The sequence below is a fragment of the Citrobacter sp. CK189 genome (genome assembly GCF_030333505.1).
Classification (GTDB): Bacteria; Pseudomonadota; Gammaproteobacteria; order Enterobacterales; family Enterobacteriaceae; genus Citrobacter_B; species Citrobacter_B koseri.
Genome location: NZ_JAOWFV010000035.1, coordinates 326937 through 341089 on the forward strand (window position 1 = coordinate 326937; position 14153 = coordinate 341089).

14 protein-coding genes are annotated in these 14153 nt (G+C 53.8%); 9 read left to right on the forward strand and 5 right to left on the reverse strand.

All coding sequences use genetic code 11. The features are described 5' to 3' along the window. The first annotated feature begins 470 nt into the window (after positions 1–470). The 7 genes from sufA (at position 471) to ldtE (ending at position 7096) form a co-directional block, all read left to right on the forward strand. Entirely contained in the window at positions 471–839 is a 369-nt protein-coding gene (gene sufA, locus OGV83_RS05895) for a Fe-S cluster assembly scaffold SufA (RefSeq protein ID WP_012132586.1), read from the forward strand. A gap of 8 nt (positions 840–847) precedes the next feature. Continuing rightward, positions 848–2335 carry a Fe-S cluster assembly protein SufB gene (gene sufB, locus OGV83_RS05900; RefSeq protein WP_012132585.1) on the forward strand — a complete coding sequence of 496 codons (1488 nt, stop codon included), beginning with the start codon at positions 848–850 and terminating at the stop codon, positions 2333–2335. Between the two features lie 16 nt (positions 2336–2351). Beyond that, positions 2352–3098 (forward strand): Fe-S cluster assembly ATPase SufC, encoded by a 747-nt coding sequence (gene sufC / locus OGV83_RS05905; RefSeq protein ID WP_012132584.1) that lies wholly within the window; start codon positions 2352–2354, stop codon positions 3096–3098. After that, the gene (gene sufD / locus OGV83_RS05910; protein ID WP_286463267.1) at positions 3073–4344 is read left to right on the forward strand and encodes a Fe-S cluster assembly protein SufD; all 1272 of its coding nucleotides are present in this window, start codon (positions 3073–3075) and stop codon (positions 4342–4344) included. Before sufC ends, sufD begins: the two co-directional genes overlap by 26 nt. Further along, entirely contained in the window at positions 4341–5561 is a 1221-nt protein-coding gene (gene sufS / locus OGV83_RS05915; protein ID WP_286463269.1) for a cysteine desulfurase SufS, read from the forward strand. The genes sufD and sufS overlap by 4 nt, the downstream gene beginning before the upstream one ends. Positions 5562–5573: 12 nt before the next feature. Continuing rightward, on the forward strand, positions 5574–5990 hold the full coding sequence (sufE, locus tag OGV83_RS05920) for a cysteine desulfuration protein SufE (protein WP_200031062.1): 417 nt from the start codon (positions 5574–5576) through the stop codon (positions 5988–5990). A gap of 101 nt (positions 5991–6091) precedes the next feature. Further along, a complete protein-coding gene (gene ldtE, locus OGV83_RS05925) occupies positions 6092–7096 on the forward strand; it encodes a L,D-transpeptidase LdtE (protein ID WP_200097042.1) in 1005 nt (334 codons plus the stop codon). 68 nt (positions 7097–7164) lie between these two features. Here the strand turns inward: ldtE and lpp are convergent, their stop codons facing one another. The 5 genes from lpp to OGV83_RS05950 form a co-directional block, all read right to left on the reverse strand. Beyond that, positions 7165–7401 carry a murein lipoprotein Lpp gene (gene lpp / locus OGV83_RS05930; RefSeq protein ID WP_001082307.1) on the reverse strand — a complete coding sequence of 79 codons (237 nt, stop codon included), beginning with the start codon at positions 7399–7401 and terminating at the stop codon, positions 7165–7167. 311 nt (positions 7402–7712) lie between these two features. Next, entirely contained in the window at positions 7713–9125 is a 1413-nt protein-coding gene (gene pykF / locus OGV83_RS05935) for a pyruvate kinase PykF (protein WP_012132579.1), read from the reverse strand. Positions 9126–9132: 7 nt separating this feature from the next. Beyond that, entirely contained in the window at positions 9133–9327 is a 195-nt protein-coding gene (gene ynhH / locus OGV83_RS05940; RefSeq protein WP_244264181.1) for a protein YnhH, read from the reverse strand. A 174-nt stretch (positions 9328–9501) separates the two neighbouring features. Beyond that, positions 9502–10647: a trans-sulfuration enzyme family protein gene (locus OGV83_RS05945; protein WP_012132577.1), complete on the reverse strand. Its 1146-nt coding sequence runs from the start codon at positions 10645–10647 to the stop codon at positions 9502–9504. A 9-nt stretch (positions 10648–10656) separates the two neighbouring features. Beyond that, positions 10657–12027 carry a pyridoxal-phosphate dependent enzyme gene (locus OGV83_RS05950; protein ID WP_114848535.1) on the reverse strand — a complete coding sequence of 457 codons (1371 nt, stop codon included), beginning with the start codon at positions 12025–12027 and terminating at the stop codon, positions 10657–10659. A 423-nt stretch (positions 12028–12450) separates the two neighbouring features. Here OGV83_RS05950 and OGV83_RS05955 point away from each other — a divergent pair, with 423 nt between their 5' ends. After that, positions 12451–13473, forward strand: coding sequence for a methionine ABC transporter ATP-binding protein (locus OGV83_RS05955; protein ID WP_047457318.1), 1023 nt, complete (start codon positions 12451–12453; stop codon positions 13471–13473). Continuing rightward, complete coding sequence (locus OGV83_RS05960) at positions 13466–14134, forward strand: methionine ABC transporter permease (RefSeq protein ID WP_012132573.1); 669 nt, start codon at positions 13466–13468, stop codon at positions 14132–14134. Before OGV83_RS05955 ends, OGV83_RS05960 begins: the two co-directional genes overlap by 8 nt. The last annotated feature ends 19 nt before the right edge of the window (positions 14135–14153 follow it).

Genomic DNA, 14153 nt, shown 5'->3' on the forward strand with positions numbered 1-14153 from the left:
GCTAAGCCTGAAATGAGTGCCGGAGATAAGCGCCGGGTGGGGCAACGAACGATCGGTGTTATTCATACAATACCGATCGTTCGTTGTTAATTACTCCGTTCTTTCTGTTCTTTCTTTTTCACGTTAGTGGATTTGCTAATCCGACGACTGTTTGAGCTATTGTTTAGCACCGTCATCGTCCGCTTTTGACCCCCATTTTTATTGATAACCCTATCTCAAAAATAGGCATTTTCGATACATATTTAATTTTTTAACCTGCCGCGCTGTTTACTCTTCTTAAATGCTTTATCTATCAATGTATTGAATAAAATAATCCATCACTGATAACCCTCGAAACAGGGTCTATGCTTAGTAAAAGTGGTCAAAAAGGGCGGTTAACCCGAATGACCCTTCTGTCAGAGGGTTGAAGTGATAATCATTATCACTAACATGGTGTTATGCCCTGGTGGCTTATTACACGAGGTGGACCTATGGAATTGCATTCAGGAACATTTAATCCAGACGATTTTGCATGGCGTGGTCTGACGCTAACGCCTGAGGCGGCGGCGCATATTCGTGACCTGGTCGCGAAGCAACCCGGCATGCTTGGCGTGCGTTTAGGCGTGAAGCAGACGGGGTGCGCGGGATTTGGTTACGTGCTGGATACCGTCAGCGAGCCGGAAAAGGACGATCTGTTATTTGAAACGGAGGGCGCGAGGTTGTACGTGCCGCTTCAGGCCATGCCGTTTATTGACGGGACAGAGGTCGATTATGTGCGCGAAGGATTAAACCAGTTATTTAAATTTCATAACCCGAAAGCCCAGAACGAATGCGGCTGTGGCGAAAGCTTCGGGGTATAGGCGGTACTATGTCTCGTAATACTGAAGCAACTGACGATGTCAAAACCTGGACCGGTGGTCCACTGAATTATAAAGAAGGCTTCTTCACCCAGTTACAGACTGACGAGCTGGCAAAAGGCATCAGCGAAGAGGTCGTGCGTGCGATTTCCGCCAAGAGAAATGAGCCGGAGTGGATGCTGGAGTTTCGCCTTAATGCGTACAAAGCCTGGCTTGAGATGGAAGAGCCGCACTGGCTGAAAGCGCACTACGATAAGCTGAATTATCAGGATTACAGTTATTACTCTGCGCCATCGTGCGGTAACTGCGATGAGACGTGCGCGTCAGAACCGGGTGCAGTACAGCAAACCGGTGCGAATGCGTTTCTCAGCAAAGAGGTGGAAGACGCCTTCGAACAGCTTGGCGTACCGGTACGTGAGGGTAAAGAGGTGGCGGTGGATGCCATTTTCGACTCCGTTTCCGTTGCCACCACCTACCGGGAAAAGCTGGCGGAACAGGGCATCATCTTCTGTTCGTTTGGCGAGGCGATTCACGATCACCCTGAGCTGGTGAAGAAATATCTGGGCACCGTGGTGCCGGGTAATGACAACTTTTTTGCTGCGCTGAACGCTGCGGTAGCGTCTGACGGCACCTTCATTTATGTGCCGAAAGGCGTTCGTTGCCCGATGGAGCTGTCAACCTATTTCCGAATCAACGCGGAAAAAACAGGGCAGTTCGAACGCACCATTCTGGTGGCGGATGAGGGCAGCTACGTCAGCTACATCGAAGGGTGTTCTGCGCCAGTGCGCGACAGCTACCAGCTGCACGCGGCGGTGGTAGAGGTGATCATCCACAAAGATGCCGAAGTAAAATATTCCACCGTGCAAAACTGGTTCCCCGGCGATAACAACACCGGCGGGATTCTGAATTTCGTCACCAAGCGCGCGCTGTGCGAAGGTGAAAACAGCAAGATGTCGTGGACGCAGTCCGAAACGGGATCGGCCATCACCTGGAAATACCCGAGCTGCATTCTGCGCGGCGATAACTCCATCGGTGAGTTTTACTCTGTGGCGCTGACCAGCGGTCATCAGCAGGCCGACACCGGCACCAAAATGATCCACATCGGTAAGAACACCAAATCAACCATTATTTCAAAAGGGATCTCCGCCGGGAATAGCCAGAACAGCTATCGCGGGCTGGTGAAGATCATGCCGACAGCAACCAACGCCCGTAACTTTACCCAGTGCGACTCAATGCTGATTGGCGCGGACTGCGGCGCGCACACCTTCCCGTATGTCGAGTGTCGTAATAACAGCGCCCAGCTTGAGCACGAGGCGACGACGTCGCGGATCGGTGAAGATCAGCTCTTTTACTGCCTGCAACGCGGCATCAGCGAAGAGGATGCCATCTCGATGATTGTTAATGGCTTCTGTAAAGACGTCTTCTCTGAACTGCCGCTGGAATTTGCCGTTGAAGCGCAAAAATTGCTGGCAATCAGCCTTGAACACAGCGTCGGTTAAGTATTAAGGAAAGCACATGTTAAGCATTAAAGATTTACAGGTCAGTGTGGAAGATAAAGCGATTCTGCGCGGTCTGGACCTCGACGTCAGACCCGGAGAAGTGCATGCCATTATGGGGCCGAACGGTTCCGGGAAGAGTACGCTTTCCGCGACGCTGGCGGGCCGTGAAGATTATGAAGTGGTTGGCGGCTCTGTCGAATTTAAAGGCAAAGATTTACTGGAACTGTCGCCAGAGGATCGGGCGGGCGAAGGCATCTTTATGGCGTTCCAGTATCCGGTAGAAATTCCTGGCGTCAGCAACCAGTTTTTCCTGCAAACAGCGCTGAATGCCGTGCGCAGCTATCGTGGTCAGGAGTCGCTGGATCGTTTTGATTTTCAGGATCTGATGGAAGAGAAAATCGCGCTTTTGAAGATGCCGGAAGATTTGTTGACCCGTTCGGTAAACGTGGGCTTCTCCGGTGGTGAGAAGAAACGTAACGATATTCTGCAAATGGCGGTGCTGGAGCCGGAACTGTGCATTCTTGATGAGTCTGACTCCGGGCTGGATATTGATGCGCTGAAAATTGTCGCGGAAGGCGTCAACTCGCTGCGTGACGGTAAACGTTCGTTCATTATCGTGACGCACTATCAGCGTATTCTGGACTACATCAAACCTGATTACGTCCACGTCCTGTATCAGGGGCGGATTGTGAAGTCCGGCGATTTCACTCTGGTCAAACAACTGGAGGAGCAAGGATATGGCTGGCTTACCGAACAGCAGTAACGCGCTGCAACAATGGCACCATCTGTTTGAGGCGCAGGGCGAATCCCGCTCGGCGCACGCGCAGCAGCATTTACAACAGATGCTGCGCCTGGGGCTGCCGACGCGTAAGCATGAAAACTGGAAATACACGCCGCTGGAAGGGTTGGTCAGTAGCCAGTTTGTCAGCCGTTTTGCCGAGGTTACTCAGGAACAGCGCGACGCGCTGGCGCTGGATATCGACGCTGTGCGTCTGGTGTTTATTGACGGCCAGTTCAGCCCGCAGCTTAGCGACAGCGCTACAGACAGCGGTTTCGACATTGCGATCAACGACGAACGTCAGGCGCTGGCCGCACCGATTCAGCCGGAGGTTTTCCTGCATCTGACGGAAAGCCTGGCGCAGAGCGTGACGCACATCAGCGTTAAGCGCAACCAGCGGCCCTCTAAGCCGTTGCTGCTGATGCACATCACGCAGGGGCTGGAAGGCGATGAGGTCAACACTGCGCACTACCGCCACCACCTGGAACTGGAGGAAGGGGCAGAGGCGACGGTGATAGAGCACTATGTCAGCCTTAACGCGGCACGACACTTTACCGGGGCGCGTCTGACCATGAACGTGGCGGCGAATGCGCATCTGCACCACATCAAACTGGCGTTTGAAAACCCGGTGAGCCACCACTTTGCCCATAACGACATTCTGCTGGCGGCGGATGCAAGCGCGCACAGCCACAGTTTCCTGTTGGGCGATGCCGTGCTGCGACATAACACCAGCACCCAGTTAAACGGTGAAAACACCACGCTGCGGATTAACAGCCTGGCGATGCCGGTGAAAAACGAAGTGTGTGATACCCGTACGTGGCTGGAGCACAACAAGGGTTACTGCAACAGCCGTCAGTTGCATAAAACCATTGTCAGCGATAAAGGTCGGGCGGTATTCAATGGCTTGATCAACGTGGCGCAGCACGCCATTAAAACCGACGGACAAATGACCAATAACAATCTGCTGCTCGGTAAACTTGCCGAGGTGGACACCAAACCGCAGCTGGAGATTTACGCCGATGACGTGAAATGCAGCCACGGGGCGACGGTAGGACGGATTGATGACGAGCAGATGTTCTACCTGCGTTCACGCGGGATTGGAGAGCAGGATGCCAGACAGATGATTCTCTACGCGTTTGCCGCTGAGTTGACGGAAGCCCTCGGCGATGACGCGCTTAAACAACAGGTGCTGGCGCGAATAGGGCTTCGCCTGCCGGGAGGCATAGCATGACATTTCCCATCGAAAAAGTGCGGGCTGATTTTCCCGTCCTGACGCGTGAAGTCAACGGGCTGCCGTTGGCGTATCTGGATAGCGCGGCCAGTGCGCAAAAGCCCAACCAGGTGATTGACGCTGAGGCGGAGTTTTACCGTCATGGCTATGCGGCGGTGCACCGGGGCATCCATACGCTGAGCGCGCAGGCCACCGAGAAGATGGAAAATGTGCGTAAACAGGCATCGCTGTTCATTAATGCCCGCTCAGCGGAAGAGCTGGTGTTCGTGCGCGGGACGACAGAGGGCATCAACCTTGTTGCCAACAGCTGGGGGCCGGAGAATGTTCGGGCTGGTGATAACATTATCATCAGCGAGATGGAGCACCACGCCAATATCGTCCCCTGGCAGATGCTGTGCGCGCGTACAGGGGCGGAACTGCGCGTCATTCCGCTCAATACGGACGGCACGTTGCAGCTGGATACACTCCCGTCGCTGTTTGATGAGCGTACCCGACTGCTGGCTATCGCGCATGTGTCGAACGTGCTGGGAACGGAAAACCCGCTTCCTGAAATGATCGCGCTGGCGCATCAGTATGGCGCGAAAGTGCTGGTCGATGGCGCGCAGGCGGTAATGCACCATGCGGTGGATGTTCAGGCGCTGGATTGTGATTTTTACGTTTTCTCCGGGCATAAGCTGTATGGCCCCACTGGTATCGGCGTGCTGTATGTCCGGGAGGACCTGCTTCAGGATATGCCGCCGTGGGAAGGCGGCGGTTCGATGATTGCGACCGTTAGTCTGACGGAAGGGACGACCTGGACCAAAGCGCCCTGGCGTTTTGAGGCGGGGACGCCGAACACGGGCGGAATTATCGGCCTGGGCGCCGCCATTGAATACGTTTGCGCGTTAGGGCTGGCGGAAATCAGCGAATATGAACAAAACCTGATGCACTATGCGCTGGAACAGCTGGCGGACGTGCCGGAGTTGACGCTATATGGCCCGGCTAACCGGCTGGGGGTCATCGCCTTTAATCTGGGCAAACACCACGCCTATGACGTGGGCAGCTTCCTCGACAATTACGGTATCGCCGTACGAACCGGCCATCACTGCGCAATGCCGCTGATGACGTATTACAACGTTCCCGCCATGTGCCGGGCGTCGATAGCAATGTATAACACCCATGAAGAAGTGGATCGTCTGGCAACCGGGCTAAAACGTATTCATCGCTTACTGGGATAACAGGGAGACGCTATGGCTGCGCTACCAGATAAAGAAAGATTGCTGCGTAATTTTCAGCGTTGCGCCAATTGGGAAGAAAAGTATCTGTACATTATTGAACTGGGGCAGCGTCTGGCGGAATTAAATGAGCAGGATCGTCGCCCGGAAAATAGTATTCAGGGATGTCAGAGTCAGGTATGGATTGTTATGCGTCAGAACGCTGACGGCGTTATTGAATTGCAGGGCGACAGCGATGCAGCAATAGTAAAAGGGTTAATTGCCATCGTCTTCATTTTGTATCATCAGATGACGCCACAGGATATTGTGAATTTTGATGTGCGGCCGTGGTTTGAAAGAATGGCGCTGACGCAACATCTCACGCCCTCCCGTTCACAAGGACTGGAAGCTATGATTCGCGCGATCCGCGCCAGAGCCGCAACTCTTAGCTAAACTGAAAAGACGTAGAACGCCAGATGGCGTACAGCTCTACGTGACTCGTAGGCCGGATAAGGCATTTAACCGCCATCCGGCAAAACGCCAGGGGGGTGGATATGAAACGTGCGTCTCTCATTGCAGTTACACTTTTCGGCGCTTACAGCGCATTTCAGACGGCCTGGGCAGTGGATTACCCCTTGCCGCCAGCAAACAGTCGCCTTGTCGGGCAGAATCAAACCTATACCGTGCAAGCGGGGGATAAAAACTTACAGGCGATTGCCCGGCGTTTTGATACTGCCGCAATGCTGATCCTGGAGGCAAATAATACCATCGCGCCGGTCCCTAAACCGGGGACGCCGATTATCATTCCATCTCAACTGTTATTACCCGATGCGCCGCGTGAAGGCATTATTGTGAACCTGGCGGAGTTACGACTCTATTATTTCCCGCCGGGTGAAAATAGTGTTCAGGTTTACCCTATCGGTATTGGTTTAGAGGGGCTGGAAACGCCGGTAATGGCGACGCGCGTCGGGCAAAAAATCCCGAATCCGACCTGGACGCCGACGGCAGGTATCCGCAAACGCTCGCTTGAACGCGGCATTACGCTGCCGCCGGTGGTGCCCGCCGGGCCAAATAACCCGTTAGGACGCTTCGCCCTGCGCCTGGCATACGGCAACGGTGAGTATCTCATTCACGGCACCAATGCCCCGGACAGCGTCGGGTTACGCGTCAGTTCCGGCTGTATTCGGATGAACGCGCCAGACATTAAAGCTCTGTTTGCGCAGGTCAGAACGGGAACGCCGGTACGGGTGATTAACGAACCGGTGAAATTCGCCGTGGAACCAAATGGAATGCGTTACGTTGAAGTACATCGCCCGCTGTCGCCTGAAGAGGAGCAAAACGTACAGACGATGCCGTATGTGCTGCCAGCAGGCTTTACGCAGTTTAAGGCGACTCAGGAGGTGGATGAGCGTCTGGTGGAAAACGCGCTGTATCGCCGGGCGGGATATCCGGTTGCCGTTACATCAGGGCAGGCACCGGTAGCTTCTGGTCGCTCAGTGGTGGAGTCCGCGCAAAACAGCCAACCCGGGAGCGGCGCTGAAACCCAGGCAACGCAGTAGCAGAGAAGGGAAAACACAGGCAAAAAAAATGGCGCACAATGTGCGCCATTTTTATTACACAGGTACTATTACTTACGGTATTTAGTAGCCTGGTTGTCCAGACGCTGGTTAGCGCGAGCTGCGTCGTCTTTAGCAGCCTGAACGTCGGAACGCATTGCGTTCACGTCGTTGCTCAGCTGGTCAACTTTAGCGTTCAGAGTCTGAACGTCAGAAGACAGCTGATCGATTTTAGCGTTGCTGGAGCAACCAGCCAGCAGAGTAGAACCCAGGATTACCGCGCCCAGTACCAGTTTAGTACGATTCATTATTAATACCCTCTAGATTGAGTTAATCTCCATGTAGCGTTACAAGTATTACACAAACTTTTTTAGGTTGAGAATATTTTTTTGACGGGAATGCACTTATTTTTGATCGTTCGCTCAAAGAAGCATCGAATTGAGCTAAAATGGCTAAAAAACCGAGTGAAAACAGAATCCTTCCATCGGATTCGTCTTAGATAATCTGCGATTAGATAGTGAAATCCGATTTGATTTTTTATTAAGAGTGGCTATCGATTAAATAAAAAAAGCGCCGCGAGGGCGCTTTTTATTCAGAAAATTAATTCACACAGGAATTATTACAGGACGTGAACAGATGCGGTGTTGGTCGTGCCGCTCGGTACCAGCGCGCCGGAAACCATGACCACAACGTCGCCTTTCTGGCCCAGACCGCTCTGTAGAGCGACTTCTTTACCCAGACGGTAGAAGTCGTCAGTAGAGTTAATTTCTTTCACCAGCTGCGGCACAATGCCTTTGCTCAGCACCAGCTGACGCGCGGTCACTTCGTTGGTGGTCAGCGCCAGGATGGTAGCGTCCGGGAAGTATTTACGCACTGCGCGAGCAGATTTACCGCCCTGAGTCGCAACGACAATGACCGGCGCTTCCAGTTTTTCGGCAGTTTCAACCGCGCCGCGGCACACCGCTTCGGTGATGCGCAGTTTACGGCTGTCGTTGTTGAAGTCCAGACGGCTGGTCATCACGCGGTCAGTACGCTCGCAGATGGTCGCCATGATGGTGACGGCTTCCAGCGGGTATTTTCCTTTTGCGGATTCGCCGGACAGCATCACTGCGTCGGTGCCGTCGAGGATGGCGTTCGCCACGTCGCCAGCTTCTGCGCGGGTCGGACGCGGGTTCTTGATCATGGAATCCAGCATCTGAGTCGCGGTGATAACGACTTTACGTGCGCGGATACATTTTTCGATGATCATCTTCTGCGCGAAGATAACTTCTTCAACCGGGATCTCAACGCCCATGTCGCCACGAGCAACCATGATGCCGTCAGACGCTTCGAGGATCTCATCGAAGTTGTTCAGGCCTTCCTGGTTTTCGATCTTGGAGATGATCTGGATGTTCTCGCCGCCGTGCGCTTTCAGGTGCTCACGGATTTCAACAACGTCAGAACGCTTACGGATAAAGGACGCGGCAACAAAGTCAACGCCTTGTTCGCAGCCGAAGATCAGATCCTGTTTGTCTTTTTCAGCCAGTGCTGGCAGCGCGATGGAAACGCCCGGCAGGTTAACGCCTTTGTTTTCGCCCAGGTCGCCGTTGTTCAGCACTTTACAGATAACCTTGTTACCTTCGATCGCGGTGACTTCCATGCCGATCAGACCATCGTCAACCAGTACGGTGTTGCCTACGGACAGGTCAGAAGTGAAACCTTCGTAAGTGACGGCAACCATTTCGCTGTTGCCGATAACGGATTTGTCCGTTGTGAAAGTGAAGGTCTGGCCCGCTTTCAGGGAGACGTCATTACCACCTTCCAGCTTAATGGTACGGATTTCCGGGCCTTTGGTATCGAGCAGGATTGCGGCTTTTTTACCGGTTTTGCTCATTACGTTGCGCAAATTCTTGATGCGCTGACCGTGTTCTGCATAGTCACCGTGAGAGAAGTTCAGACGCATAACGTTCATGCCTGCGTCCAGCATTTTGGTTAACATCTCTTCAGATTCGGTTTTCGGACCGATGGTGCAAACAATTTTCGTCTTTTTCATGACAGTCTTAGTCTTTAAGTTGAGAAGGATATGGAAATCTGGCTTCAGGGGCGCACGGCCTTGAAGCTAAACCTGTGTTGCGAAAGTGGTGTTGCCTCGCTCTAAGGATAGGTGACATCGAAAGAGCGTGCAGAGGAATGTGTGCTCGTGTTTCAGCCCAACGGGATGGCGTGTTTTTTAGTCGTTGAGTTTTGCAGTCCAATGCGCTGAAACCATTCAAGAGACAATTGGCGCGCATTATACGCTGAAATTTACACAAAAGGAAAATGAAAACAGCGTTTCAAAAAACATCTGTGCAGATTCACAACAAATTGTTATTAAAGCGTTAATTATGATCCTTGCGTTGTGCCGCCCGGGAAAGGGCGGCGTTGCGCAACTACCCGGCGAGCGCCTGAGCTAAATCGTCCTGCAAATCCTGAACATCTTCAATGCCCACTGACAGGCGAATCAATTGCGGGGTGATGCCATTCGCCAGACGCTGCTCAAGCGGAATAGAGGCGTGAGTCATGGTAAACGGCTGGCTGACGAGGCTTTCAACACCGCCCAGGCTTTCCGCCAGGGTGAATAATTTCAGCCGCGTGATAACGTCAGTGGCGCGCTGGTCATCGCCTTTTATGACGATGGAGATCATCCCGCCGAACTGTGACATCTGCTGGCGCGCAAGGGCATGCTGAGGATGCGACGCCAGCCCCGGATACCAGACGTGTTCTACCGCCGGATGTTTTTCCAGCCATTGCGCCAGCGTCAGCGCATTGCCGCTGTGCCGCTCAATTCGCAAGGCCAGCGTGCGAATACCGCGTAATGTCAGAAAACTGCTAAATGGGTCCAGTACGCCGCCGACGGCGTTTTGCAGATAACCCAGCTGTTGTGCGAGCGCCGGGTTGTCCCCGACGACCGCCAGTCCGGCGACGACGTCTGAATGGCCGTTCAGGTATTTCGTCGCGGAATGCACCACGATATCGAACCCCAGATCAAGAGGACGATGGATCAACGGCGAAGCGAAGGTGTTATCGGCCACGCTGATAAGCTGGTGGCGACGCGCGATATCGGCAATGGCCGCCAGATCGGCCAGTTTTAGTAACGGATTTGTCGGCGTTTCTACCCAGATCATGCGGGTATCAGGACGAATCGCGGCTTCAATACCGGCCAGATCGTCAGGTTTTACCCAGCTAACCTGTAGTCCGGCGCTGCGACGGCGCACATTTTCAATCAGTCGATAGGTGCCGCCATAGACATCGTCAATCGCCACCAGATGGCTGTCTTTATCGAGAAGTTCAAGCACGGTAGCGATGCCCGCCAGACCGGACGCGAAGGCATAACCTTGCGTACCGCCTTCCAGCTCGGCAATGGCGGTTTCCAGCGCATGGCGCGTTGGGTTGCCGCTGCGTGAATATTCATATCCGGTATGCTGACCCGGCGCGGGTTGCGCAAACGTCGATGTCGCATAAATCGGCGGCATAACGGCGCCGTGCGCGTCAGAAAAGGTTCCGCTATGGACGCTAAGTGTGGAATACGATTTCATGAGAGTTCCTTATTTATCCAGGCGGTTGCGCCAGTGGGTGAGCACATCGCTACGGGTGACCAGACCGAGGAACTGGTCGTTGTCGACAATCACAGCCACCTGGCCGCGATCAAAAATAGGTTTCAGCGCGCTTTCCGGTTCGCGTTTATCAAGCCGGACTACCTCGCGCGTCATTGCTTCTTTTACCGGGAGGGAAAAACGCGGGTTATCGCCCTGAATATGCGTAATCAGGTCCCATTCGTCGATAATGCCGATAAGCTGATCCTCCTGAAGAACCGGCAACTGCGAAATATCGTACAGGCGCATACGCGCCAGCACGGTCGCCAGCGTATCGTCCGGCGCGGCGGTCACGGTTGCCCCTTCGTCATGACGTAAGGCGATGAAGTCGCTCAGATCGCCAGCCTGTGGCCGGGTGATGAGCCCTTGCTGGCGCATCCAGTCATCGTTAAACATTTTCGAGAGATACTTGTTGCCGCTATCGCAGGCGAAGGTCGCCACGCGCTTTGGCTGCGTCTGCGCCTGGCAGTAGCGCAGGGCGGCGGCGAGCAGCGTACCGGTCGATGAACCGGCAAGGATGCCTTCGGTTCTGAGCAACTCGCGCGCCGTGGCGAAGGCGTCTTTATCGCTGATGCGAAAGGCCTGTAAAACGGATTCGATGTGGGCGAGCGGCGGAATAAAGTCCTCGCCAATCCCTTCAACCAGCCAGGAACCGGCGGTGCCGAATGTGCCTGTCTCGACCTGATCGGCAAGGATTGAACCGGCGGGGTCGGCCAGCACGAACTCCGTGTGCGGGGAATGTTCGCGAAACCATGCCTGTAAACCGCCCAGCGTGCCGCCGGAACCGACGCCGACCACGATGGCGTCAATGCGGCCATCCATCTGGGCAAACAATTCGGGGGCGGTGGTGGAAGCATGCGCCAGCGGGTTCGCGGCGTTGTTGAACTGATCAATATAGAAGGCGCCGGGTGTCTCCTGCGCCAGACGGCGTGCGTAATCCTGATAATAGGCCGGATGACCTTTGTTGACGTCTGAGCGGGTTAATACCACCTGTGCGCCAAGCGCGCGTAAATGGAAGATCTTCTCACGGCTCATTTTGTCCGGCACGACCAGCGTCAGGGCATAACCTTTTTGCGCGGCGATCAGCGCCAGCCCCAGCCCGGTGTTGCCCGCCGTCGCTTCAATAATCGTGCCGCCGGGTTTTAGCAGCCCCTGTCTTTCCGCTTCATTGATCATAGAAAGCGCGACGCGATCTTTAATCGAACCGCCCGGATTCTGGTTCTCCAGTTTCAAAAAGAGTTCGCTTACGCCGCTATTCAGCTTATGCAACTGAAGCAGCGGCGTATTGCCAATCAGTTCCGTTACGGAGTGAAACGTTGTCATGGTGAATATCCGTCAGTGAATAACATGACGAAATAATAGGGTTGCCAAAATGCACGCCTAAAGAATGTTTGTCTGTGAATAAGAACAGAATGGAATATAAAACGCTATTTGGATGGCAGGACGTTTAGCCGTGCAGTCGTCTGGCAGTGTTGATGGCCGAATGACCCTGTTTTTGTCGATTAATTCAACAGTTTACGCTGCTCGCGTTAAGGATAATGCCGCTCCCCGCATAAAGGTTGCCGAAATTGTACTAAAGCCATTTTCCCGCGCTGCGCCTCTCTTATTCCTTGCGGATATATCAAATTCCTTTTTGGTCATTTAAAAGCAGAAACACCCTGATTACACTCGTTTGGACATCCATACTGCTAAACAGCTAAAAGCACTGGCAGGATAACCATAAGCAGCAGCGGATACGATAACGATATGATCGTCCTGAAAAATATTTCGAAAGTTTTTACGCCCGGCAAGCTGTCCATTACCGCAGTGGATAACGTTAATCTGACGGTTGAACAGGGACAAATTTACGGGATTATTGGCTACAGCGGCGCCGGAAAGAGTACGTTGATTCGTTTGCTGAACGGTCTGGAAAAACCGACCGTGGGCAGCGTGACCATCAATGGTCATGATATTTCAGCGGCGACAGGAGAATCCCTGCGCCAGGCGAGGCTGAAAATCAGCATGGTGTTTCAGCACTTCAATTTGCTGTGGTCGCGTACCGTCAGCGAAAACATCGCTTTTTCTATGCAAATCGCGGGCGCGCCAAAAGCAAAAATCAAGGCGCGGGTGGCGGAGCTGATCGACCTGGTGGGATTAACCGGGCGTGAGAATGCTTACCCATCCCAGCTGAGCGGCGGGCAAAAGCAACGTGTGGGGATTGCCCGTGCGCTGGCAAATAACCCGGATGTGCTGCTCTGCGACGAGGCGACTTCCGCGCTGGACCCGCAAACCACCGATCAGATTCTGGATCTGCTGCTCGATATTAATCGCCGCTTCCAGCTCACGATTGTGCTTATTACCCACGAGATGCATGTGGTGCGCAAAATCTGCGATCGCGTTGCGGTGATGGAAAACGGCAGAGTGGTGGAGGAAGGCGATGTGCTGAACGTCTTTACTCATCCGCAACAGCCGATTACCCGGCAGTTTGTCCGCCAGGTAAGTCAGTATGCCGAAGAGGAAGCGTTTAACCCGCAGCTGGCGAGCGAGCTGGGCGGGACGGTGATTAAGCTGACCTTCACCGGGCACAGTACGCATCAGCCGATCGTAGGGGAGCTTACCCTGCGTTACGGCCTGCCTTTCAATATCTTACACGGCAAGATGACGCAAACCGCGCATGGCGTGTTTGGCCAACTGTGGCTGCACGTCGTGGCGACGGAAGAACAACTGAATAATATTCTGGCGGATTTGCGGCAGAGCGATATTGAAGGTGAGGTAGTACAACATGGTTGAGAATCTGTTTCCCCATCTGAAATGGGAACAACTTTTTGCGGCAACGCAGGAAACGCTCTATATGACGGCGCTTTCCGGTATCGCGACGTTTGTGCTGGGGATTGTACTGGGGCTGGCGCTGTTTTTGACCGCGCGCGGCGGGCTGTTTCAGAACCGCACGCTGTATAGCGTCATTTCGCTGGTGGTGAATATTTTTCGCTCGATCCCGTTCATCATTTTGATCGTCTTGCTGATCCCGTTTACCAAAGCGCTGGTCGGCACCATTCTCGGCGCGAACGCTGCGCTGCCAGCGTTGATTGTCGGGGCGGCGCCGTTTTATGCGCGTCTGGTTGAAATCGCACTGCGCGAGGTTGACAGAGGCGTGATTGAAGCCACGCGTTCGATGGGCGCACGTCTCAGCACACTTATTTTTCGGGTTTTACTGCCTGAATCATCACCCGCACTGGTGTCCGGGATCACCGTGACGCTAATTGCGCTGGTCAGTTACAGCGCGATGGCCGGAGTGATTGGGGCAGGCGGTTTAGGGAACCTGGCTTATCTGGAAGGATTCCAGCGCAACCACAACGACGTCACGCTGGTGGCGACGGTGACTATCCTGATCATCGTCTTCATTATCCAGTTCTGCGGCGATGTGATCACCTCTCTGTTAGATAAACGCTAATAAAATACGGAAACCATTA